Raw genomic sequence first — 22122 nt, 5'->3', positions numbered from 1 at the left:
CGGATGTTCGACGGCCCGAAACTGAAACTGGTCTATGCCGCGATCGCCATCCTGTGGGTGGCGATCGTCGTGCATTCGGCGTGGACCGTGAAGGGACCGGAAGACTTCGTCGTCACCGTCTCGCAAGGCGAAGTGCAGGATTTCGCGGCTGCGCGTCTCGATGCGATGCAACCGCGCTCCTTTGCCGAAAACGTCGAACTGTGCGCGATCATCTTCGAGGATGACACGGGCGCGCTTGGATCAAGTCCGGTGCGCGCCGGTGACGAGGCGACCTGCGACCTCAGATATTTCGATGAGCCCGGCATGGCGCCCGTGGCAACGATCCATACCCACGCCGCATTCAGCGCCGAATATGACAGCGAAGTGCCATCGGTGACCGATCTCCAGGGCGATATCGGCGAGGGCTTCGACGGCTATATCGCCACCCCGGGCGGGCGCCTGTGGCGCAACGATGCCAACACCGGACGCGCGGTGCTGGTCTGCGGCGAAGGCTGTCTGACTAGCGATCCCGCGTATCGTGCCTGCTCCGATGATACGGTTGCGCAAAGCTACACCCTGGCCCAGCTTGCCGCGCGCGCACGGCGGCCTGTCGCGGAATGCTGATCGCCTGCACGATTGCTGGAACCGGGGCGTGATGCGCGGATTGGCACGGCAAACAAACAGGAGAATTGTCCGATGAAGCAACGCAATCTGTATCTCGCCGCGGCGAGCGCGCTGGTCGCCGTGACTGCCGGAATCACCGCCGCCCCTGCCATCTTCGCGCAAGCCGCCATGCAGGTTCCGGGCCAGCCCGATGCATCGCGCGTGACCGCGGGCACCTATGCCGCCGATTCCGCGCACTCCCTGATCGCCTTCGAGGTCAACCATTTCGGCTTCAACGACTATTACGGACTGTTCGGCGATGTCGCGGGCACGCTCGTGATCGATCCGGCCAATCTCGATGCCGCAAAGGTCGATGTGACGATCCCGATCGCCAACGTGACCACGGCCAGCAAGGGTCTGACCGATCACCTGCTGCGCGCCGGCAAGGACGGCGCCAAGCCCGATTTCTTCGGCCCTGCGCCCGCGCCCGCTCGCTTCGTTTCCACCAGTGTCAAGGCCGACGGGATGAAGGCGACGATCACCGGCGACCTGACGATGAACGGCGTGACCAAGCCCGTCACCTTCGAGGCCGAATTCACCGGCGCGGGCAACAACCCCATGAACAAGAAGGCGACGATCGGCTTCGAAGCCGAAACCAGCATCAAGCGGTCGGACTTCGGGGTGAATTACGGCATCCCGATGGTCAGCGATGAAGTCGAACTCGACATCAGCGTAGCATTCGAAAAGCAGTAAAAAGCCCGCTCGACTTGGGCAAAGCAATCGGGCAGGCGTGTCACTACGATGCGCTTGTCCGATTGCCACAACATCGACGATTTCCGGAAGCTCGCCAAGGCGCGGCTTCCCTTCCCCGTGTTCGATTACATCGACGGCGCCGCCGATGACGAGCGGACCAAGACGCGCAACACCGCCGCCTTCGACGATGTCGATCTGGTGCCCGATGTGCTGGCAGGCGTGGCAAACATCGATACTTCCTGCACCATCCTTGGCCGCAAGTCGGCGCTGCCGCTGATCCTGTCGCCCACCGCGGTCCAGCGCGCGTTCCACTGGCAGGGCGAAACCGCAGTGGCGCGTGCGGCCGAGAAATTCGGCCTGTGGTTCGGGATTTCCAGCCTCGCGACGCGCAGCATCGAGGAGATCGCCGCGCTCACCGCCGGGCCCAAGCTGTTCCAGCTCTATGTTCACAAGGACAAGGGCCTCAACGCCAGCATGATCCAGCGTTGCCAGAGCGCCGGGTTCGATGCGCTTGCGCTGACGGTGGACACCATCGTCTCGGGCAAGCGGGAGCGCTGCCTGCGCTCGGGCTTTACCACCCCGCCGCGCTTCACCCCGGCCAGCATCGTCAGTTACGCCACCCGTCCGCGCTGGACGCTGGACTATGTCTTGCGCGAAAAATTCCGTCTCCCCAACCTCGACACACATGTCTCCGAAGGCACCGGTAAGGCGGTGAGCATCGCCGAATATTTCAACACGATGCTCGACACCGCGATGGATTGGGACACGGCGGCACGGATCCGGCAGGACTGGGGCGGCACCTTCGTGCTGAAAGGCGTGATGAGCGCGGGCGACGCGCGCCGCGCGGTCGAGATCGGCGCCGATGCGATCATGATCTCCAATCACGGCGGGCGGCAGCTCGACGGCAGCCGCGCGCCGTTCGACCAGCTCCCCGAGATCCTCGATGCGGTCGGCGGGCGGATCGAAGTGATTTGCGATGGCGGCGTGCGGCGCGGCACCCACGTGCTGAAGGCGATGTGCAGCGGGGCCAACGCCGCATCGGGCGGGCGGCTCTATCTCTATGCACTCGCCGCGGCAGGACAGGACGGGGTCGAACGCGCGCTCGGCATCCTGAGGGACGAGATCGAGCGCGGGATGCGATTGATGGGGGTGACGCGGATCGACCAGTTGACGGGCGATCGGCTGCGGCGGCGCTGACGCGAAAGAGTGTTTGTCACAAGCCTGTCATTTCATGCAGTCTATGGGCCGCCGAACGCACTTCCTCATGGAGAACCAACGATGATCCGCGCCGCCGGTCTTTGCCTCAGCCTTGCCGCTCTTGCCTTGACCGCCTGCGACAGCGCGCCTGCGACGCCGGGCAATGACGCGGACAGCTTTGCGCAGCGGATCGGCCAGCCCGGCACCGCGCCCGCCGCGTCCTCTCCGGTGGCCAATGCGACCAATGCCCCGCAAGTCGCTGCCCCCCTGCCCGGCGCAGCGCCCGGTGCCTTTGCCCGCGGCACCCTGACCGATCCTGCCGCCGCCAACTGCGGTGCGCCGCTGATGGCCCCCTTTATCGGCCGCCCGGCAGACCAGCCGACCCGCGCCGAAATCGCCGGAGCGCTGGGCCGGACGGACAACCTGCGCTTCGTCGCCTTCGGATCGACTGCGACCGTCAATCCCGATCCAACAAACCCGCGCTTGTCGATCATGCTCGACGGGCAGAACATCATTCGCGACGCCCGCTGCGGGTAGGCGCGCGACACGCGGGCCATTCCCGGCTTGCGCGCCGCGCAATAATCGGCAATGACGCGAGCCATGATGCGTAACGGACTTTCGCTGCTTCGACTTATCCGCCCTTGGGCGTAGGCAGTCGCGCGTCAGGAACGCTCGCGGCGCTGCTCCCAAGGGTCACCGCCGACAGCATTCCTTCCCGCTTCATGACGAGCCTTCCACCATGCCCATGCTCAAGCAGCCTTCCGCGAAATACCGCGCCTTTGGCCAGATCGATCTGCCCAACCGCCAGTGGCCATCAAGGCTGATCGAAAAGGCCCCGCGCTGGCTGTCGACCGATCTGCGCGATGGCAACCAGTCGATCATCGACCCCATGGATGCGGTGAAAAAGCGTCGCTTCTTCGATCTGTTGGTCGAAGTCGGTTTGAAGGAAATCGAAGTCGGCTTCCCCAGCGCAGGCGCGACCGAGTTCGACTTCATCTCGGGCCTCGTCCAGTCGGATGCGATCCCCGAAGACGTAATCGTCCAGGTGCTCACGCAAAGCCGCGAGGATCTGATCCGCACCAGTTTCGCCAGCCTGGAGGGCGCGCGCGCCGCCATCGTCCATCTCTACAATGCGGTCAGCCCCGCATGGCGCGATATCGTCTTTCGCATGTCGAAGGAGGAGGTGAAGGCCATCGCGGTGGCCGGCGCCAAGGTGATGCGTGACGAGGCCGCAAAATATCCGGGCACCGATTGGCACTTCCAGTACAGCCCCGAAACCTTCTCCACCGCCGAACTCGATTTCTCGATCGAGGTTTGCGCCGCGGTGATGGACGTTCTGCGGCCCACGCCCGATCATCCGATCATCCTCAACCTGCCTGCAACGGTCGAAGCGGCGACTCCCAATGTCTACGCCGACCAGATCGAATATTTCTGCCGTCACCTGCCGAACCGCGACGCGGCGGTGATCTCGCTGCACACGCACAACGACCGCGGCACCGGCGTTGCGGCGGCGGAACTGGGGCTGATGGCGGGCGCGGACCGCGTGGAAGGCTGCCTGTTCGGCAATGGCGAGCGCACGGGCAATTGCTGCCTCGTGACGATGGCGCTCAATCTCTACACGCAAGGCGTCGACCCCGAACTCGATTTTTCCGACATCGACCGGGTGATCGAGACGGTCACCTATTGCAACGATCTGCCCGTCCACCAGCGCCACCCCTATGGCGGCGAGTTGGTCTATACGGCGTTCAGCGGCAGCCATCAGGACGCGATCAAGAAGGGCTTCGAAGCCCGCGAGACGCAGAACGACGAAGCATGGCGCGTGCCCTATCTCCCGATCGACCCGGCCGATCTCGGGCGCAGCTACGAGGCGGTGATCCGCGTCAATTCGCAGTCCGGCAAGGGCGGCTTTGCCTGGGTGCTGGAGAAGGATCAGGGCCTCAAGCTGCCCAAGAAGATGCAGGCCGACTTCTCGCGCCACGTGCAAGCCATGGCCGACGAACTGGGCCGCGAATTGAACGCGGGCGACATCTGGGACGCCTTCCGCCGCGCCTATCACGTCAAGATCAGCCCCAAGCATTTCCAGCTGGTCCGCTACGAGGAAAGCCGCGCCGCCGATGGCACGCGCATCTTTGCCGGAACGATCGCGGTCGATGGCGCCGAACAATCGGTTTCGGGCCGCGGCAACGGCCTTATCTCCAGCGTGATGGGAACGCTGCGAGATGCCTTCGGGGTCGAGCTTGAGGTCGTCGATTACACCGAGCACGCACTGGGCGCAGGCACCGATGCGCGCGCGGCTGCCTATCTCGAATGCCGCACCCCCGATGGCCGCACGATCTGGGGCTGCGGGATCGACGAAGACATCGCCACCGCCAGCGTGCGCGCGGTGCTTTCAGCGGCGAATACGGCGGTCGCACCAGCCTGAGGCGTTTCGCGATCGCCCCCCCGCCCGACGCTCCCCGCTTTCCTACCCGGTGCGCGCGACCTATCAATCGCCCGATGACGGCGCGCGCACTCTCCCCTATCGTACCTGCAACAGAGCCTGATGCGGCGTGAGACATTTTCTGTTCCTGGACAGTGTCTCATGTGTCTCCAACAGGCCGCCCACCGATGGAGAGAATGACCGATGACCGAGCTGCGCGAACCGATTCTCGATCCCGATCTGCCGATCATCGATCCGCACCATCACCTGTGGGATCTGCGGCCCATGGTGCCGATGTTCCCGACGCCGCATCACCCCTTCATCGCCGCGATCGCGCCCAATGCGCATTACACCTTCGACCAGCTCCACGCGCATCTGACGACCGGCCACAACATCGTCGGCACGGTCTTCATGGAATGCGGCGCGTTCTACAACGGCGCCTATGGCGACGCGCTCAAACCCGTGGGCGAGGCTGAATTCGTCAACGGCGTCGCCGCGCAATCGGCGAGCGGGCTTTACGGCCCGTCGCGCTATTGCGCTGGCATCGTCGGCCATGCCGATCTGATGCTGGGGAGCGGGGCCGGCGCGGTGCTCGATGCATTGCACGCTGCCGCCCCGCGCCGCTTCAAGGGTATCCGCCATGCGGGCGCATGGGATGCCGATGCCAGCGTGCTCGGCGCGCCGTTCCATCACCCGCAAGGGCTCTACCGCGACACCACCTTCCGCGCAGGCTTTGCCGAGCTGGGCAAGCGCGGACTGACCTTCGATGCCTGGGTGCTCGAACCGCAACTGCCCGATGTGATCGATCTGGCGCGCGCCTTCCCCGATCAGCCGATCTGCCTCGATCATTGCGGGACGCCGGTGGGCCTGGCGCGTTACAAGGGAACCCTGCCCGAACGCTTCGACGAATGGCGCGGCAATATCCGCGAACTAGCGCGGTACGAAAACGTGGTGGTCAAACTGGGCGGGCTGGCGATGGCCTTCTGCGCGCTGCCCGAAGACGGTCCTTGCGCAGGCCATGGTTCGGAGCATCTCGCCGGCCTGTGGCGGCCCTACATCGAAACCTGCATCGAAGCCTTCGGCCCGGAGCGCGCGATGTTCGAAAGCAATTACCCGGTCGATTACTGGGGCGCGGATTACGCCACGCTGTGGAACGCCTTCAAGCGGCTGTCGCGCGGGGCCGGCGCGGATGAGAAGGCGGCGCTGTTCGCCGGTACGGCGGCGCGCTTCTACGGACTTGAAGACCTGCTCGCCTGACGCAGCGTCACCCACAAAATCGCGCTTGGCAGGTGCGCCGTCCGCGTTAGAGACGCAAGCGAACACATCAGTCCCGAGGAGAAACCGATGCCCCTTCCCGCTCCGTTCGATCGCCTGCGCCTGCCGCTGATCGGCTCTCCGCTGTTCATCGTGTCCGGCCCGGAACTGGTGATCGCGCAGTGCAAGGCGGGGATCATCGGCAGCTTTCCCGCGCTGAATGCGCGCCCGCAATCGCAGCTCGACGAATGGCTGCACCAGATCACCGAGGAACTGGCAGCGCACAACCGCGCCAATCCGGATCGCCCGGCAGCGCCCTTCGCGGTGAACCAGATCGTCCACAAGACCAATGACCGCGTCGATGCCGACATGGCCACCTGCGCGAAGTGGCAGGTGCCGATGGTCATCACCTCGCTGGGCGCGCGCGAGGATATCTATACCGCCGTGAGGAACTGGGGCGGCGTGACGATGCACGATGTCATCAACAACCGCTTCGCAATGAAGGCGATCGAAAAGGGCGCGACCGGCCTGATCCCGGTGGCAGCGGGCGCTGGCGGGCACGCAGGCGCCTTGTCGCCGTTCGCCCTGATGCAGGAAATCCGCGAATGGTTCGACGGCCTTGTCGCGCTGTCGGGCAGCGTCGGCCACGGCGCGACGATCCTTGCAGCCCAGGCGCTGCGTGCCGATTTCGCCTATGCCGGCAGCGCCTTCATCGCGACCAAGGAAGCAAACGCCGATCAGGCCTACAAAAACGGCATCGTCGAGGGCTCGTCCGAAGGGATCGTCTACACCAACCTGTTCACCGGGGTGCACGGCAATTACCTGCGCTCCTCGATCGAGGCGGCGGGGATGGACCCGGACAACCTGCCCGAAAGCGATCCCAGCAAGATGAACTTCGGCAGCGGCGGCAACACCAAGGCCAAGGCGTGGAAGGATATCTGGGGTTCGGGCCAGGGTATCGGCACGATCAAGGAAATCGGCAGCGTCGAGGATCTGGTCGCGCGGTTCGAATGCGAATATCACGAGGCCAAGGCGCGTTTGATGGGCAATTCGGCCTACGAAGCGTGGACGGCGGCTGCGGGCAGCGCCTGATGGCCAGGGCCGCGGGCGGTCAGCTTGCGGCCCACAATTCCTCGGCCATCGCATCGAGCTGCGTGAAGTCGAACCCCGTGCCCAGCGGGTCCTTGCGGCTCAGCACGATCCGGCGGCTTTCGGCGAGCAGCTGGCGGCGCAGCGCGGCTTGCAGCAGGTGCAGCCGCATCAGCGCCTCGGCAAGCGCCGCGCCGGAATCGCGTCTGCGCACCGCCTCCCAGCGCGCCTCGATCCGGCCCACGCGCGCGATCACCACTTCGTTGTAACGGCGGTGCGGCCCGCGGTGCAGCGGCATCCCCGTCAGCGCGGAATAGCTTTCGGTTGCGGGCAGGAGCAGGCCGTTGCGGCGGAAATCGTCAAACCCGACATCGCTCAGTCCGACCTCTGCGAACATGCGGCCGAAACAGCGCTGGGAAAGCACCTGGCAAGGCAGGAGACGGTGGCGCTGCAGACCCGGGTTGTATCCGGCGGCCCCGCGCGTGTTGACCGTGCGAAATGTAAGCGGCGGCCGCTTATGCCTGTGCGCCCCCGGCCGCAGGGCTACTCACGCAGCACACTGACCACCGCACGATCGCGCGAAAGGCGCAGCAACAGCCGCGTGCCATCGGGAGCCGTGATGCGATCATCGTTCACAAGCCCCCCTGTAAGCACGAGATGGTTGACAACCCGTATCCCAAGCCGCGTCGCCGCGACCCGGTCGGCGCTGAGCGGCGCTTCGATCCGCAGCTCCTGTCCGATCCAGAACGCAAGGCCGATGCTCTCCAGCGCGCCTTCGGATGCCTCCTCGAAGGCGGCAAGCCCGAGCGCGGGAAACGGCCCGCCTTCAAGCCAAGCGGTGGTCGCGGATTCGAAGAACCGTCGCCCGGTCGCGCTGTTAGCCGGCGTCCAGATCACCGCTGCCAGATCGCCGAACTCGCGCACCAGATGGCACGCGAGCGCCAGCAAACTGCGCATCAGCGGCATCGCGCTGCCTGCACCGGCCAGATGAGGCCCGGGCCGCAGCACAACTGCGTCGAAATCCTGCGCCGCAGGCAGGCTTGCAAGATCGAAGCGGTGACGCACTGCGGGAAAGGCGGCCGAGGGACCGGGCGCCAGACCGCCCATATCGAAGGTCAGGCCATCGTGCAGAAGCTCGGCCCAGATTTCCGCGTCGTGCGATGCAGCGGCGGTTCCGGACGCCGGATGCACTGCCCGGTCATGCGTTACCATCAGCCCCGGCAAACCTTCGGCAAAGGCCCGTATCGCCGCCACATCCGGCCGCTTGTCCCTTGCAAACAGCAGATAAAGCTCAGGCTCAAGGGTGCGCGGCGACTGTGCCATCGTCGAGGCCCCTCTCTGCGTCAGTTGCCCATGTAAAGCCGATACTTGCGCTCCATTTGGCGTGTTTGCCAAGCCGCGTCGAGTCCCCAAAGGGGACGCTTGTCCCATATTGGTGCAATCTTCAGAACAGCCCCATCCGCAATCCTTCGGCAAGCGCAGCCCCGATGTCATGCGCGGTCGCCAGCGTCGATGCCGGAACCTGCTTGGGGGCCGTGATTGCCTCGGGTGTTTGCGCGCCGAGCACGGCGATCACCGGTTCGGCCACGCGCTTCAGCCGCCAGCCCGTGACGATCCGGTCGATCTGACGCTGCGCCCCTGCCCCGTCCGATCCGGCTGCGATCAGCGTGGCGTAGGGCCGCCCCTCGATCCGGCCGAGCAGCGGATAATAGGCGCGGTCGAACATCTCCTTCATCGCGCCGCTCATGCTGCCGAGATTTTCGGGACAGACGAACAGGTATCCGCCCGCTGCCAGCAATGTCGCCGGATCAGCCTCGGGCGCAGCCAGCAGTACCGCGCCCACGCCCGCGCCCTGCGCTGCGGCCGCCGCCAGCGCCGCGCTTGCGCCGGTGCGGCTGTGCCAGACGATCAAAAGGTGCGGTTCAGCAGGATGCATGGCCAATCGCTGCGCCCGCCGCCTGTCGATTGTCAACCACGCGCCGCTGTCAGCCGGCGACACTTTGCGCTATTGCGCGCTGATGGCCACATCTCCCCTTACCGCTCCCGGCTTCGCGCCGGTTCTTGGTGTTGCATCGTCGCTTTCTGGCAAGGCGTGGCGCTGGCGCGGGGGCAACATGGAACTGGGCGACGGCGCGCACAGCCTCGGCCGCTCGATCCTCGACCAGCTGCTGCTCACCCGCGGGGTGGCCGAGGACGATCTGGCGCGCCACGCCGCTCCGACCTTGCGCGCCTTCCTGCCCGATCCCTCGACCTTCCGCGACATGGATCAGGCCGCCGCGCGCCTTGCCGATGCGGTGATCGCGGGCGAGCGCGTGACGATCTACGGCGATTACGATGTCGACGGCGCGACCAGTGCCGCGTTGCTGGTCGAACTGCTGCGCCAGCTCGGGCTGGAAGCGGGCTATTATATCCCCGACCGCCTGCTCGAAGGCTATGGCCCCTCGGGCGAGGCGCTGGTCAGGCTTGCCGAAGCCGGTTCGCAGCTGATCGTCACGGTCGATTGCGGCGCGATGGCGCACGAAGCGCTGGGCATGGCGCGCGATGCAGGCGTCGATGTGATCGTCGTCGACCACCACAAGTGCGCCCCCGACCTTCCCCCCGCGCACGCGCTGGTCAATCCCAATCGCCTCGACGAAAGCGACCTTGGCGCGGCCCACGGCCACCTTGCCGCGGTAGGTGTTGCCTTCCTGCTCGGCATCGCGTTGGTGCGCGTTTTGCGGAGCCGCGGCTGGTTTGCGGGCGAGCGGCGCGAGCCTGAACTGATCGGGCTGCTCGATCTGGTGGCGCTGGGCACGGTCGCCGATGTCGCCGCGCTGCATGGACTCAACCGTGCCTTTGTCGCGCAAGGGCTGAAAGTGCTCGCCAAGCGGTCGCGGATCGGGATGGCGGCGCTGATGGACGCAAGCCGGCTCTCACGCGCGCCGCAATGCAGCGATCTGGGCTTCGCGCTCGGCCCGCGAATCAACGCCGGCGGACGGATCGGCGAATCGACGCTGGGCGTGCGGCTCTTGACCACCACCGATCCCGAAGAAGCGCGCGAGATCGCCGCGCAGCTCTCGGTGCTCAACGACGAGCGCCGCGCGATCGAGGCGGCGGTGCAGGAAGCCGCCGAAGCGCAGCTTGCCGGACAGCACAACATGGCGGTGCAGGTGATCGCCGGCCATGGCTGGCACCCCGGGGTGATCGGGATCGTCGCCGGGCGGATCAAGGAAAAGACCGGCAAGCCCGCGGTCGTGATCGCGCTCGACGATGCCCAGGGCAAGGGTTCGGGCCGGTCGATCAGCGGGGTCGATCTGGGCGCTGCCATCATCGCCGCGCGCGAGGCCGGGTTACTGGTCGCAGGCGGCGGGCATGCGATGGCGGCCGGGTTGACGATCGATCCTGCGCGCCTGGCCGATTTTGCCGAGTTTCTCGACACCCGCCTCGCCCGCGATGTCGAGCGTGCGCGCGCTGGCGCGGCGATGCTGTTCGATCTCGCGCTCGCCCCCGGTGGGCTCACCCCCGACCTCGTCGACACGCTGGAGGCGGCTGGCCCTTACGGTGTCGGCTGGCCAGCCCCGCGCGTCGCGGTGGGGCCGGTCAGGATCGTGAAGGCGGATATCGTCGGCAAGGATCACGTGCGGATCATCGCCAGCGGCAATGACGGCAAGAGCTTCAAGGCCATCGCCTTTCGTGCGGGCGAAACCGAAATGGGCCAGACGCTGCTGCACCGCCATCAGGGCCGCCGCTTCTATCTTGCCGGACGCGCGCGGATCGATGACTGGGGCAGCCGCCCTGCCGCCGAACTGCAATTGGAAGACGCAGCCTTCGCGGATTGAGCACGCGGAACCGCCGGAAAAACGCGCCTGTGCATAAGTTTTTGGCCAACTTGCGGCAAACACCGCTTGACCGTTCCGAAACACCCCCCTATTGGCGCGCTTCGCAATCGCGACGGCCCCTTCGTCTAGCGGTTAGGACGCGGCCCTTTCACGGCTGAAACACGGGTTCGATTCCCGTAGGGGTCACCATCTTCGCGGATGGTTGAACGCTTAAGCGGACAGGGCGGCGGGCTTCGGCTTTGCCGCCCTTTTCGCGTTCTGCCCTCGCTGACGGGCTGCGCTCCCCGGCGACATCCGGAATTTGTGACAAGCCACGCCAGCGCCTTCCCTCGCCCGGAAGTTGCGCGTAAGGGCGGCGTCATGGGCAGCGGCCAGAACATTCCCATAGCCGGCATCAGCCTTGCGGTGGTGACCTTCCTGGCCCTGCTGATGCTGGGCACCGATTTCGTCATTGCGCTGTCGGTGCTGACCGTGTGGGTGGGCTCGCTGCTCGTTGCCGCAGGCCGTCCGCCCGATCCGCCCAAGGCCAAGAAGAAGCAGCCGCTCACGCTCGAATCGATCAGCGACCTGATCGAGAATTCTTCGATTCCCCTCGTCATCACCGATCGCAGCACAGTCGCGCTGGCCAATCACGCGGCGCGCAAGCTGCTGGGGCAGCACGTGATCGGCCAGGACACCCGCGTTGCGCTGCGCAACCCCCAGGCCGTCAAACTGCTTGGCGACAGCAGGCAGAACGAGGCGATCGTGCGCGGCCTCGTGCGGCGCGGCGATATCTGGCAGATCAACCGCCAGATGATCGACGACCGGCTTGCGATCCTCGAATTCATCAACCAGACCGCCGAGGCCGACATCAGCCGCGCGCACACCGACTTCGTCGCCAACGCCAGCCACGAACTGCGCACCCCGCTCGCTGCGATCCTCGGCTATGTCGAAACCTTGCAGGAAGACGGCGGCAACATCGACACGCCGACCGCGCGCAAGTTCCTGGGCACGATCGAGCGCGAGGCGCAGCGTCTTCACGCGCTGGTCAGCGATCTGATGAGCCTGAGCCGGGTCGAGGCCGAAAAGCACGATCTTCCGACCGAGCGGATCGATCTTGCCCCGCTGCTGGAACGTGCCGCCCGCGATGCCGCCGGGCTCAGCCGGGTCGATCGCCTCGCGCTTGAGATTACGGCGCAGCCGGTCGTCACCGGCGATCGCCAGCAGCTTGAACAGGTGGTGCGCAATCTCGTCGACAACGCGCTCAAATACGGCGCGGCGGATCGGCCTGTGGTCGTCACGCTCGATCTGACGCAGAACGATCTGGCACGGATCACGGTGACCGACGAAGGCGAAGGCATCGCGCCCGATCAGATCCCGCATCTCACCCGGCGATTCTATCGCACCGATCCGGGCCGCAGCCGCGCCTCGGGCGGGACCGGGCTCGGCCTCGCCATCGTCAAGCATATTGTGGAACGCCACCGCGGGCGGCTCGACATCACCAGTGCGCTGGGGAAAGGGACCAGCGTGGTGGTGCGGCTACCTGTCGCGCAGGACGGGCTTTCCGCTGCCGCAGAACCTTATTCGGATCAAACCGCGCCTTTGTCACACTAGTGTCTTATTTCTCCAACATGGCCCCGCGATAGCGCAGCCGCCGCGGCCTTGCGGCGCTTGCAAAACCGGGGTGCCAAGCCATCATGCGCCGCAGCAACCATCCGGCAGGGAACACAGGTCTTTCTTCATGTCGCCGATCACACTGATCCTGATTGCGCTGGGCCTCGGCCTTGTCGGCTGGCTTGCGGGCCGCGCCAAGGCGTGGGGTTTCCAGACCGGCGACGCGGCGACGCGTCCGGCCTCGCGCCCGGTCTATCACGCCTGGTATGTCGCGCTGTGGGTGGTGCTGCCCGTCCTCGTCTTCGTGATCGCCTGGGGCATCATCGCCCCGCAGCTGGTGATGCAATCGGTGCTCGCCTCCCCTGCGGCCGAAAGCCTGCCGATCTTCGGGTTCGAGCGTGACGCCTTCCTCGGCGAAGCGCGCGCGGTCGCGCTGGGGCAGGCGCCGGGCGTGTTCAACGACGAGGCAGAGCCGCTGATCGCGCCCTTCCGCGAAGCCTTTGCCCGCTACAACACGATCGGCATTATCGTCACCGTGCTGATCGCGCTGGCGGGCGGCGCGCTCGCCTTCCTGCGCCTGCGCCCGCAATTCGGGGCGCGCACCAAGGTCGAGCGGACCGTGCTCACGATCCTCATGCTCGCCTCGCTGGTGGCGATCCTCACCACGCTCGGCATCTTCGTCAGCCTCGTGTTCGAGACCGTCCGCTTCTTCGGCATGGTCTCGCCGATCGATTTCCTGTTCGGCACCAAGTGGGGCCCGGACACGATGGGCAATCCCGAGGCGGTCGATGCCTCGCGCTACGGTGCGGTGCCATTGTTCTGGGGGACGATCTTCATCGGCGCGATCATCGCGATGATCGTCGCGATCCCGCTCGGGTTGATGAGCGCGATCTACCTTACCCAATATGCCGATCCGCGCGTGCGCCGCTGGATCAAGCCGCTGCTCGAACTGCTCGCGGGCGTTCCCACCGTGGTCTACGGCTATTTCGCCGCGCTAACGCTCGCCCCGATGATCCGCAACGCCGCGGTCGCGGTCGGGATCACCAACGCCTCGACCGAAAGCGCGCTCGCCGCAGGGATCGTGATGGGGGTGATGATCATTCCCTTCGTCTCCTCGATGGCCGACGATTCGATGGCCGCCGTGCCCGGCGCGATGCGCGACGGCAGCCTGGCGATGGGCGCGACCAAGTCCGAGACGATCCGCCGCGTGCTGTTCCCCGCCGCGCTGCCGGGCATCGTCGCCGGCATCATGCTCGCCGTCAGCCGCGCGATCGGCGAGACGATGATCGTGGTGATGGCCGCATCGCCCGCCGCCAATCTTACCGCCAACCCGCTTGAACCGATGTCGACCGTCACGGTCCAGATCGTCAAGCTGCTGACCGGCGAGCAAAGCACCGATCACCCCGCAACGCTCAGCGCCTATGCGCTCGGCTTCGTGCTGTTCATGGTGACGCTCGCGCTGAACTTCATCGCGCTGCGCGTCGTCAAGCGCTTCCGTGAGGCCTACGAATGAGCGATCCCGCCCTCCCCGCAACAACCGTAGATGCGCCCGCCGCGCTCGGCCCGACGCGCACGCCCGCGTTCGAAGCGCGCCTTGCCCGCCGCTATCGGCAGGAACGCAATTTCCGCCGCATCGGGCTTGGCGCGGTGGTGTTCTCGGTTGCGGTGCTGGTGTTCCTGCTCGGCAACATGCTGATGAACGGTGTCGCCGGGTTCCAGCGCACCGAAATGGCGGTCACGATCGACTTTCCCGCCAGCGGCCTTGCGGGCGATGCGACCTCGCTCACCGCACCCAGCGCTGCGCAGACGCTCGAAATGCAGGGTCTGCCCAATATCGTCACCACCTTCGCAAGCGAGCAATTGGGCGCGGATGCCGCCGCCCAGATCGCGCCCGATGCCTGGCGCGATATCGCCGCCGCGCTTGCGGAAGATCCCGATCTCATCAACCGCACCCAGACCTTCCAGCTGCCGACCACCTCGGCGATGTCGGGCGCGCTGCGCGGTGAAGGTTCGCCCGAGCTTCAGGCGCTCGCCGCGCGGTTGCAGGATCAGGGCAAGCTGGGGCGCAATTTCGACGGGGGCTTCCTCACCCGTTCGGATGCCACCAGCCCGCAATCGGTGGGCATCTGGGGCGCGCTCAAGGGCTCGATGCTGACCATGCTGGTGACGCTGGTGCTGGCTTTCCCGATCGGTGTGCTCTCGGCGCTCTATCTCGAAGAATACGCCCCGCGCGGCCGCTGGACCGACATTATCGAAGTCTCGATCAGCAATCTGGCTGCGGTGCCTTCGATCATCTTCGGTCTGCTGGGCCTGTCGCTGTTCCTCGCGGCCTTCCCCGGCTTGCGCTCTGCGCCGCTGATCGGCGGGATGACGCTGGCGTTGATGACGATGCCCGTGATCGTGATTTCGGGCCGCAACGCAATCAAGGCGGTGCCGCCGTCGATCCGTGACGGCGCGCTCGCCATCGGCGCCTCGCCGGTGCAGGTCGTGTTCCACCACGTGCTGCCGCTTGCGCTGCCCGGCATGCTGACCGGCACGATCATCGGCATGGCGCGCGCGCTGGGCGAAACCGCGCCGTTGCTGCTCATCGGGATGCGGATTTTCGTCGCTACCCCGCCCGAAGGCTTCGCTTCGCCCGCCACGGTGCTGCCGATGCAGATCTTCCTGTGGTCGGACGAAATCGACCGCGGCTTTGTCGAACGCACCAGCGCGGCTATCATCGTCCTGCTCGCGTTCCTGCTCGCCATGAACGGCCTCGCAATCTACCTCCGCAACAAGTTCGAGAAACGCTGGTGACTGTAATCCATCCCAACATGGCCGACGAGAACGCGAAGATTCGCGCGCGTGACGTCTGCGTCTTCTACGGCGAGAAGAAGGCGATCGATCACGTGTCGATCGACATTTCGCCCAATTACGTCACCGCCTTCATCGGCCCGTCGGGCTGCGGCAAGTCGACCTTCCTGCGCTGCTTCAACCGCATGAATGACACGATCGGCGCAGCCAAGGTAACGGGTCTGATCGAACTCGACGGCGAGGACATCCACGGCAGCCGGATGGACGTGGTGCAACTGCGCGCGCGCGTCGGCATGGTTTTCCAGAAGCCCAACCCCTTCCCCAAGTCGATCTACGAAAACATCGCCTATGGCCCCAAGATTCACGGGCTGGCCGAGAAGAAGGCCGATCTCGATGTGATCGTCGAACGCTCGCTGACGCGCGCCGGCCTGTGGGACGAGGTCAAGGATCGGCTCGACGATTCGGGCACCGCGCTTTCGGGCGGTCAGCAGCAGCGCCTGTGCATTGCGCGCGCGATTGCGGTCGATCCCGAAGTGATCCTGATGGACGAACCGGCCTCTGCGCTCGATCCCATCGCAACCGCCAAGATCGAGGAACTGATCGACGAGCTTTCGGGCCGTTATGCGATCGTGATCGTCACCCACTCGATGCAGCAGGCCGCGCGTGTCAGCCAGCGCACCGCATTCTTCCACCTCGGCAAAATGGTCGAGTATGGGCCCACCTCGGAAATCTTCACCAATCCCATCGAGGAGCGGACGAAGGATTACATTACAGGACGTTACGGCTGATGGCTGAACATACCGTCAAGGCATTCGACGAAGACATCACCCGCCTGCGCGGCTTGATCGCGGAAATGGGCGGTCTGGCCGAGGTGGCGATTGCCGAATCGCTCGACGCGCTGGTGCGCGGGGACGAGGCGCTGGCCGAACAGGTGGTGGCGCGTGACAAGCGCATGGATGCGCTCGAAATGGAGGTCGACAAGCTCGCGGTGCGGATCATCGCGCTGCGTGCGCCGATGGCGGACGACCTGCGCGAAGTGATCGCCGCGCTCAAGATCGGCGGCGTGCTCGAACGGATCGGCGACTATTCGAAGAACATCGCCAAGCGCACCGGAATGATCGAAGGCCGCGGCCGGTTCGAACCGTTGACGCTGCTGCCCGTGATGGGCGAGCTCGCGGGCGAAATGGTGCACGATGTGCTCACCGCCTATGCCGCGCGCGATCCCGATCTGGCGCGCGAAGTGATCGCGACCGACGTGAAGGTCGACGGGTTCTACAACTCGATCTTCCGCAACCTCGTCAGCTACATGGTCGAAAACCCCTCGACCATTTCGAGCGCGGCGCAGCTGCTGTTCGTGGCGCGCAACATCGAACGCATCGGCGACCACGCGACCAACGTGGCCGAAATGGTCCACTTCGCCGCGACCGGAACCTACCCCCCCGAAGGCGACCGCTAGGCCCGTTTTGACCCGCGCTTGACCCCCTCTAGGGTCGTTTTGCGCCGCCTTTCCGCGCGTTTTCGGGTCGATTTTGCGATGTTTCATGTGAAACATTGCGCCGATTTGCAGCGCATGGTTGAAATCGACGGGCCTTTCATCAAACTGTCGTTTGAGTGACACATAGCGTCCGGGCACCGCCCGCACGCTTGCGGGCCTCGGGGAGACACCTTGCGCATGTCCGCTGCCAAACTGCTGCTTGTCGAAGATGATCCGGCGCTGTCGGAACTGCTGGAATACCGCTTCCAGAACGAAGGCTACGCCGTGCGCTGCACCGGCGATGGCGACGAAGCGCTTGTTTTGGCTGCGGAAGAAACCCCCGACTTGATCATCCTCGACTGGATGATCGAAGGCACCAGCGGGATCGAAGTCTGCCGCCGCCTGCGCCGCGACAAAGACACCGCGCACGTCCCGATCATCATGCTCACCGCGCGCGAGGCCGAGGACGATCGCATCCGCGGCCTTGAAACCGGAGCCGACGATTATCTCACGAAACCCTTTTCCCCCCGTGAGTTGCTCGCCCGGGTCGCCGCCGTCATGCGTCGCATCCGCCCGGTCCTGGCAGGCGAGACGGTTGAGGTGGGCGATCTCAAGCTCGACCCCGTCGCACACAAGGTCCAGCGCCGCGGACAGGCGCTTCAGCTGGGGCCTACCGAATACAGGCTGTTGAAATTCTTCATGGAAAGTCCCGGCCGTGTGTTCAGCCGGGGTCAGCTCCTCGACGGGGTGTGGGGCAATGGCTCGGACATCGAGCTGCGCACGGTCGATGTCCACATCCGGCGGCTGCGCAAGGCGATCACGATCGACAGCGCCCGTGACCCGATCCGCACCGTGCGATCGGCCGGCTACGCGCTCGAACCTGTGTAACGCTCAGCGGCAGACGCCGCTCCAGCGATCGTCCTGATCGAAATGGAAGTGGTCGGCATGTGCGGCGTTGTATTCGGGTGAGAGCACCGTGGCAAAGCCGTTGCACGCCCCGTCACGCACCGCGCGCAGGAATTGTGCCTTCGGCCCTTCGCTGTCCCAATCGCGCAACACGCTGATTTTCTGACCGTCTTCAAGCACGAATCCGGCAATGTCGATCGCGTTCGCAGTGGCATGCTCGCTCCACGCGCCCGCTTCGCTGCCATTGATCCGCCGGCACGAATAGGCACCGAAATGCTCGATCCGGGCGATATCGCTTCCCATGATGTCGCGCGCTGCCGGCCCGACACTGTCGCGTCGCCAGATTTCGAGCGCGGCGGCGACCGGGCAGGTTACCGCGGGCGTATCGGGGCTTAGCGGATAGTCCCCCAGCTGCGTGCGGTCGGTTCGCGCGCATTCGCCCTCGCCCGCCGGGTCGAGCACGGTGAAGGCCACCTCGCTGCGTTCGAGCACCGCACGGCATTCGCCCACATCCTCGCGCAGCTTCGCGATCTTGGTGCGCGTCGCCCAGCCCGGCGGATCATCGAGATCGAGCGGCGCCATCGGGTTGTGTTCGGGATGGTTTTGCAGCCACTGCCAGCCTGCGATCGCGCCGATCAGCACGATGAGCAGGAACACCGCGCGCGCGGCGGCGCGGTAATGCGAATTGGTTTTGCTACGAGACATCGGTGAGCCCTTAATGGAAATCCCGCGATTTGGGCAGAATTCTGTGATCGCGCGGATGCCCCGTCACATTGGGCAGCGGCGCCATTTCATCGATCATGTCGCGCGGCCGCACCGCTTCGCGGGGGTGGGCGGGCTTGCGACCCGACAACGGCGCATTGACATGGTCGGCGCGGGCAAGTGGCGCATCGAGCAGGTCGTCGGACAAGCGGTGCAATGTCCGGGTCGCGTCAGTCATGTGCGCGGCGATGACGTGGATCACTTCATCGTCATACTCCACCCGCCCGCGCACCTCCATCAACCGTGCGCCCATCACGACCTTGCGCTGCTTCTCCTTGAGATCGGGCCAGATCACGAGATTGATCACGCCCGTCTCGTCCTCCAGCGTGATGAAGGTCACGCCCTTGGCGCTGCCGGGACGCTGGCGGATCAGCACCACGCCGGCGACCTGCACCATGCTGCGGAACTTGCGGCTGCGCAGATCGGCCGCGCGCACGAAACCGCGTGCGGCCAGATCCGCGCGCAGGAATGCCATCGGGTGCGCCTTCAGGCTGAGGCGTGTGGTCTGGTAGTCGGTCACGACTTCCTCGGACAGCGGCATCGCGGGCAAGCGGATCGCACTGCGTTCGGCCCCCTCCTCGCGCACACCGGCGGCACGGAACAACGGCAGATCGGGAACGGCGATCAGGCTGCGCGCATCCCACAAGGCCTGCCGGCGGGTCAGCCCGATCGACGTGAAGGCATCGGCGCTGGCGAGCCGTTCGATATGCGCAGGCGAAAGCCCGGTGCGCGCGCGCAGATCGGCGATGGTCGAGAAAGTCCCCCCCGCCTCCCGCTCGGCCACCAATGCAGCGGCAATATGTTCGGGCAGCCCATCGATCTGCCGCAATCCCAGACGCAGCGCATGATTGCCGCCTGCCCCCTCGAGCGTGCAGTCCCACGCGCTGGCATTGACATCGATAGGCCGCACTTCGACCCCGTGCTCGGCCGCATCGCGCACGATCTGCGCGGGCGCATAGAACCCCATCGGCTGCGAATTGAGCAGCCCGCAAGCAAAGGCCGCGGGATAATGGCATTTGAGCCAGCTCGACACATAGACGAGCTGCGCAAAACTTGCCGCGTGGCTTTCGGGAAAGCCGTATTCGCCAAAGCCGCGGATCTGGTTGAAGCAGCGCTGCGCAAAGTCGCGGTCGTACCCGCGTGCGACCATGCGTTCGACCATCATGTCCTGCAGCTCGTCGACCATCCCGCGGCTGCGGAAGGTCGCCATCGCCTTCCTCAGCCGGTTGGCTTCGAGGCTGGAGAATTTGGCCGCATCCAGTGCGATCTTCATCGCCTGTTCCTGAAAGATCGGCACGCCCAAGGTGCGCCCCAGAATGCTGGTCAGTTCGTCGGGCGGGCCGTATTCGGGCGCGGGCGCAGGGATCTGGACAGGCTCGGCCCCGCGCCGCCGCTTGAGATAGGGGTGGACCATGTCGCCCTGGATCGGCCCCGGGCGGACAATCGCGACCTGAATGACGAGATCGTAAAATTCGCGCGGGCGCAGACGCGGCAGCATGTTCATCTGCGCGCGGCTTTCGACCTGAAACACGCCGAGCGAGTCGCCCTTGCGCAGCATCGCATAGGTTTCCGGGTCTTCGCGCGGGACAGTCGCAAGCGTCAGGTCGCGGCCATGATGCGTGGCCAGCAGATCGAGGCACTTGCGCACGCAGGTCAACATCCCCAGCGCCAGCACATCGACCTTGAGGATGCCCAGCGCCTCGATATCGTCCTTGTCCCATTCGATGAAGGAACGTTCCGGCATCGCGCCGTTGCCGATCGGGACGGTCTCGGTCAGCGCGCCTTCGGTGAGGATGAAGCCGCCGACGTGCTGGCCGAGATGGCGCGGCATCCCGATCATCTGCTCGGTCAGCCTTAGCACGCGTCTGAGGTGCGGATCGGTGATGTCGAGCCCGGTTTCGGCAGCGTGCTTCTCGTTGATCTCGCGCCCCCATCCGCCCCACACGGTGCGGGCAAGCGCGCTGGTGATGTCTTCCGACAATCCCATTGCCTTGCCCACTTCGCGGATTGCCATGCGCGGGCGATAATGGATCACGGTCGCGCACAGGCCCGCGCGGTGGCGGCCATATCTGCGGTAGATATACTGGATCACCTCCTCGCGCCGCTCATGCTCGAAATCGACATCGATATCGGGCGGTTCTTTCCGTTCTTCGGAGATGAAGCGGTCGAACAACAGTTGGTGCTTGGCCGGATCGACCGAGGTGATGCCGAGCACGTAGCAGACCGCCGAATTGGCCGCGCTCCCCCGCCCCTGACACAGAATCGGCGGATCGCAGCCGCGGGCGAAATCGACGATATCCTTGATGGTGAGGAAATAGCGCGCCAGATCGAGCTTGGCGATCAACGCGAGCTCGCGCGCGAGCGTGGCGCGGACGGTTTCGGGCACGCCTTCGGGATAGCGCCGCGCAGCCCCCGCCAGCACCTCGCTTTCCAGAAAGCTCTGCGGGGTCTGATCGTCGGGGTAGATTTCCTGCGGGTATTCATAGGACAGTTCATCAAGGCTGAACCGGCACGCATCCGCCACCTCGCGCGCCGCGGTAATCGCGTGGGGCCAGCGCGCGAACAGGTGCTGCATCGCTGCGGGCGATTTGAAATAGCGCTCGGCATTGGGGTGCAGCAGATGGCCGGCCGCCGCGACCGTGGTCTTGTGCCGGATTGCGGTCATCACATCGTGCAGCGCGCGGCGTTCGGGGGCGTGGTAGTGGACATCGTTGGTCGCCAACAGGCCAAGGCCATTGGCCCGCGCAAGCTGATCGAGCCGCTCGATCCGGGCGATATCGTCACCACGGTAAAGATAACTGGCCGCAAGGTGCCGCAGCGTTGGAAGCTGGTGGACAAGGTGCGGAAGCAGTTCGGGCAAAGGCGCTGCCAGTTGCATGGCCTGCCCGCCCCGGACCGGATCGGCAGCGTCGCCTTCCGGCGTGCTGTCATCCGAGGCAGACGGCGGTGCGGGACGCGCGAAAGGGATCACGTTGCTGGGCACGATAACGGTGATCGGCAGTTCCAGATCATCGGGCGGGATGAGGATCAGCTGCACGCCTTCGGCATGGCCCGCGAGCAGCGCAAGATCGATCTCGCACACGCCCTTGTCCTGCCATTCGCCGCTGAGCGTCTGCATCCGCCCGGCGCTGATCAGGCGGCACAGCCGGCCATAGGCGGCGCGGTCCTGCGGATAGGCGAGGAAAGCCAACCCCTCGACGGTTTCGATCCGGCAGCCGATCAGCGGTCTGATCTTGAGCGTCTTGGCCTCGGTGTGGATGCGTACCACGCCGGCCATCGAATTGACATCGGCGATCCCCAGCGCATCGTAGCCCAGCGCATGTGCGGTCAGCACCAGATCGACCGCATCCGATGCACCGCGCAGGAAACTGAAGCAGCTGGCAAGCCCGAGTTCGACAAAGGGCGCGCGCGGCGGAGCGGCGACCGCGTCGGGGTCGATGTCGAGCGTGCGTTTGTCGGGGGTCAGCGGAGCGTCGGGCATA

The 22122-nt window shown here is 65.6% G+C and carries 19 protein-coding genes and 1 tRNA gene; 15 read left to right on the top strand and 5 right to left on the bottom strand.

All coding sequences use genetic code 11. The features are described from left to right. Positions 1–3: 3 nt before the first annotated feature. From A9D12_RS11670 to A9D12_RS11640, 7 genes are all read left to right on the top strand, one after another. Positions 4–603 (top strand): DUF4329 domain-containing protein, encoded by a 600-nt coding sequence (locus A9D12_RS11670; RefSeq protein ID WP_068352018.1) that lies wholly within the window; start codon positions 4–6, stop codon positions 601–603. A 72-nt stretch (positions 604–675) separates the two neighbouring features. Further along, positions 676–1335: a YceI family protein gene (locus tag A9D12_RS11665; protein ID WP_068352016.1), complete on the top strand. Its 660-nt coding sequence runs from the start codon at positions 676–678 to the stop codon at positions 1333–1335. A gap of 48 nt (positions 1336–1383) precedes the next feature. After that, positions 1384–2532: an alpha-hydroxy acid oxidase gene (locus A9D12_RS11660; RefSeq protein WP_068352014.1), complete on the top strand. Its 1149-nt coding sequence runs from the start codon at positions 1384–1386 to the stop codon at positions 2530–2532. A gap of 81 nt (positions 2533–2613) precedes the next feature. Next, a complete protein-coding gene (locus A9D12_RS11655; RefSeq protein ID WP_068352012.1) occupies positions 2614–3069 on the top strand; it encodes a hypothetical protein in 456 nt (151 codons plus the stop codon). A gap of 202 nt (positions 3070–3271) precedes the next feature. Then, positions 3272–4954 carry a 2-isopropylmalate synthase gene (leuA, locus tag A9D12_RS11650; protein WP_068352010.1) on the top strand — a complete coding sequence of 561 codons (1683 nt, stop codon included), beginning with the start codon at positions 3272–3274 and terminating at the stop codon, positions 4952–4954. 201 nt (positions 4955–5155) lie between these two features. Then, positions 5156–6208, top strand: a complete 1053-nt coding sequence (locus A9D12_RS11645; RefSeq protein ID WP_068352007.1) for an amidohydrolase family protein — start codon at positions 5156–5158, stop codon at positions 6206–6208. Between the two features lie 87 nt (positions 6209–6295). Further along, positions 6296–7297, top strand: a complete 1002-nt coding sequence (locus A9D12_RS11640) for an NAD(P)H-dependent flavin oxidoreductase (RefSeq protein ID WP_068352004.1) — start codon at positions 6296–6298, stop codon at positions 7295–7297. A 19-nt stretch (positions 7298–7316) separates the two neighbouring features. On the opposite strand, the gene A9D12_RS11635 is transcribed toward A9D12_RS11640, so the two are convergent. From A9D12_RS11635 to A9D12_RS11625, 3 genes are all read right to left on the bottom strand, one after another. Further along, on the bottom strand, positions 7317–7730 hold the full coding sequence (locus A9D12_RS11635; protein ID WP_231889755.1) for an AHH domain-containing protein: 414 nt from the start codon (positions 7728–7730) through the stop codon (positions 7317–7319). Between the two features lie 107 nt (positions 7731–7837). After that, positions 7838–8617, bottom strand: coding sequence for a hypothetical protein (locus tag A9D12_RS11630; protein ID WP_068352000.1), 780 nt, complete (start codon positions 8615–8617; stop codon positions 7838–7840). Between the two features lie 121 nt (positions 8618–8738). Next, a complete protein-coding gene (locus A9D12_RS11625; protein ID WP_068351998.1) occupies positions 8739–9230 on the bottom strand; it encodes a flavodoxin family protein in 492 nt (163 codons plus the stop codon). Between the two features lie 82 nt (positions 9231–9312). Here A9D12_RS11625 and recJ point away from each other — a divergent pair, with 82 nt between their 5' ends. The 8 genes from recJ to phoB all read left to right on the top strand — a co-directional run bounded on the left by recJ (position 9313) and on the right by phoB (position 17860). Then, a complete protein-coding gene (gene recJ / locus A9D12_RS11620) occupies positions 9313–11112 on the top strand; it encodes a single-stranded-DNA-specific exonuclease RecJ (RefSeq protein WP_068354408.1) in 1800 nt (599 codons plus the stop codon). Between the two features lie 114 nt (positions 11113–11226). After that, positions 11227–11301 (top strand) — tRNA-Glu (locus tag A9D12_RS11615). A gap of 171 nt (positions 11302–11472) precedes the next feature. Then, complete coding sequence (locus A9D12_RS11610) at positions 11473–12705, top strand: sensor histidine kinase (RefSeq protein WP_068351996.1); 1233 nt, start codon at positions 11473–11475, stop codon at positions 12703–12705. 127 nt (positions 12706–12832) lie between these two features. Next, a complete protein-coding gene (gene pstC / locus A9D12_RS11605) occupies positions 12833–14218 on the top strand; it encodes a phosphate ABC transporter permease subunit PstC (RefSeq protein ID WP_068351994.1) in 1386 nt (461 codons plus the stop codon). Further along, on the top strand, positions 14215–15501 hold the full coding sequence (pstA, locus tag A9D12_RS11600; RefSeq protein WP_068351992.1) for a phosphate ABC transporter permease PstA: 1287 nt from the start codon (positions 14215–14217) through the stop codon (positions 15499–15501). The genes pstC and pstA overlap by 4 nt, the downstream gene beginning before the upstream one ends. 17 nt (positions 15502–15518) lie before the next feature. Continuing rightward, positions 15519–16286, top strand: a complete 768-nt coding sequence (gene pstB, locus A9D12_RS11595; RefSeq protein ID WP_156522930.1) for a phosphate ABC transporter ATP-binding protein PstB — start codon at positions 15519–15521, stop codon at positions 16284–16286. Continuing rightward, complete coding sequence (gene phoU, locus A9D12_RS11590) at positions 16286–16954, top strand: phosphate signaling complex protein PhoU (RefSeq protein WP_197489814.1); 669 nt, start codon at positions 16286–16288, stop codon at positions 16952–16954. Before pstB ends, phoU begins: the two co-directional genes overlap by 1 nt. Positions 16955–17170: 216 nt before the next feature. Then, on the top strand, positions 17171–17860 hold the full coding sequence (gene phoB, locus A9D12_RS11585) for a phosphate regulon transcriptional regulator PhoB (protein WP_068351987.1): 690 nt from the start codon (positions 17171–17173) through the stop codon (positions 17858–17860). Positions 17861–17863: 3 nt separating this feature from the next. Here phoB and A9D12_RS11580 read toward each other — a convergent pair whose 3' ends face one another. Beyond that, positions 17864–18583, bottom strand: a complete 720-nt coding sequence (locus A9D12_RS11580; protein WP_068351985.1) for an extensin-like domain-containing protein — start codon at positions 18581–18583, stop codon at positions 17864–17866. A 10-nt stretch (positions 18584–18593) separates the two neighbouring features. Next, positions 18594–22121: an error-prone DNA polymerase gene (locus A9D12_RS11575; protein ID WP_068351983.1), complete on the bottom strand. Its 3528-nt coding sequence runs from the start codon at positions 22119–22121 to the stop codon at positions 18594–18596. Between the last annotated feature and the right edge of the window lies 1 nt (position 22122).

Origin of the sequence: Erythrobacter neustonensis (assembly GCF_001663175.1) — a bacterium.
In the GTDB taxonomy this organism is placed as follows: Bacteria; Pseudomonadota; Alphaproteobacteria; order Sphingomonadales; family Sphingomonadaceae; genus Erythrobacter; species Erythrobacter neustonensis.
The sequence above is the reverse complement of the archived record's forward strand: the minus strand, read 5'-3'. Positions and strand labels throughout refer to the sequence as shown.

Coding starts and splice junctions, on each gene's coding strand:
- A9D12_RS11625 (WP_068351998.1), bottom strand. CDS start 9,230: ATGCATCCTGCTGAACCGCACCTTTTGATCGTCTGGCACAGCCGCACC.
- A9D12_RS11630 (WP_068352000.1), bottom strand. CDS start 8,617: ATGGCACAGTCGCCGCGCACCCTTGAGCCTGAGCTTTATCTGCTGTTT.
- recJ (WP_068354408.1), top strand. CDS start 9,313: ATGGCCACATCTCCCCTTACCGCTCCCGGCTTCGCGCCGGTTCTTGGT.
- pstB (WP_156522930.1), top strand. CDS start 15,519: ATGGCCGACGAGAACGCGAAGATTCGCGCGCGTGACGTCTGCGTCTTC.
- A9D12_RS11645 (WP_068352007.1), top strand. CDS start 5,156: ATGACCGAGCTGCGCGAACCGATTCTCGATCCCGATCTGCCGATCATC.
- A9D12_RS11655 (WP_068352012.1), top strand. CDS start 2,614: ATGATCCGCGCCGCCGGTCTTTGCCTCAGCCTTGCCGCTCTTGCCTTG.
- A9D12_RS11660 (WP_068352014.1), top strand. CDS start 1,384: ATGCGCTTGTCCGATTGCCACAACATCGACGATTTCCGGAAGCTCGCC.
- leuA (WP_068352010.1), top strand. CDS start 3,272: ATGCCCATGCTCAAGCAGCCTTCCGCGAAATACCGCGCCTTTGGCCAG.
- A9D12_RS11665 (WP_068352016.1), top strand. CDS start 676: ATGAAGCAACGCAATCTGTATCTCGCCGCGGCGAGCGCGCTGGTCGCC.
- A9D12_RS11670 (WP_068352018.1), top strand. CDS start 4: ATGTTCGACGGCCCGAAACTGAAACTGGTCTATGCCGCGATCGCCATC.
- phoB (WP_068351987.1), top strand. CDS start 17,171: ATGTCCGCTGCCAAACTGCTGCTTGTCGAAGATGATCCGGCGCTGTCG.
- pstA (WP_068351992.1), top strand. CDS start 14,215: ATGAGCGATCCCGCCCTCCCCGCAACAACCGTAGATGCGCCCGCCGCG.
- A9D12_RS11580 (WP_068351985.1), bottom strand. CDS start 18,583: ATGTCTCGTAGCAAAACCAATTCGCATTACCGCGCCGCCGCGCGCGCG.
- A9D12_RS11610 (WP_068351996.1), top strand. CDS start 11,473: ATGGGCAGCGGCCAGAACATTCCCATAGCCGGCATCAGCCTTGCGGTG.
- A9D12_RS11640 (WP_068352004.1), top strand. CDS start 6,296: ATGCCCCTTCCCGCTCCGTTCGATCGCCTGCGCCTGCCGCTGATCGGC.
- pstC (WP_068351994.1), top strand. CDS start 12,833: ATGTCGCCGATCACACTGATCCTGATTGCGCTGGGCCTCGGCCTTGTC.
- phoU (WP_197489814.1), top strand. CDS start 16,286: ATGGCTGAACATACCGTCAAGGCATTCGACGAAGACATCACCCGCCTG.
- A9D12_RS11575 (WP_068351983.1), bottom strand. CDS start 22,121: ATGCCCGACGCTCCGCTGACCCCCGACAAACGCACGCTCGACATCGAC.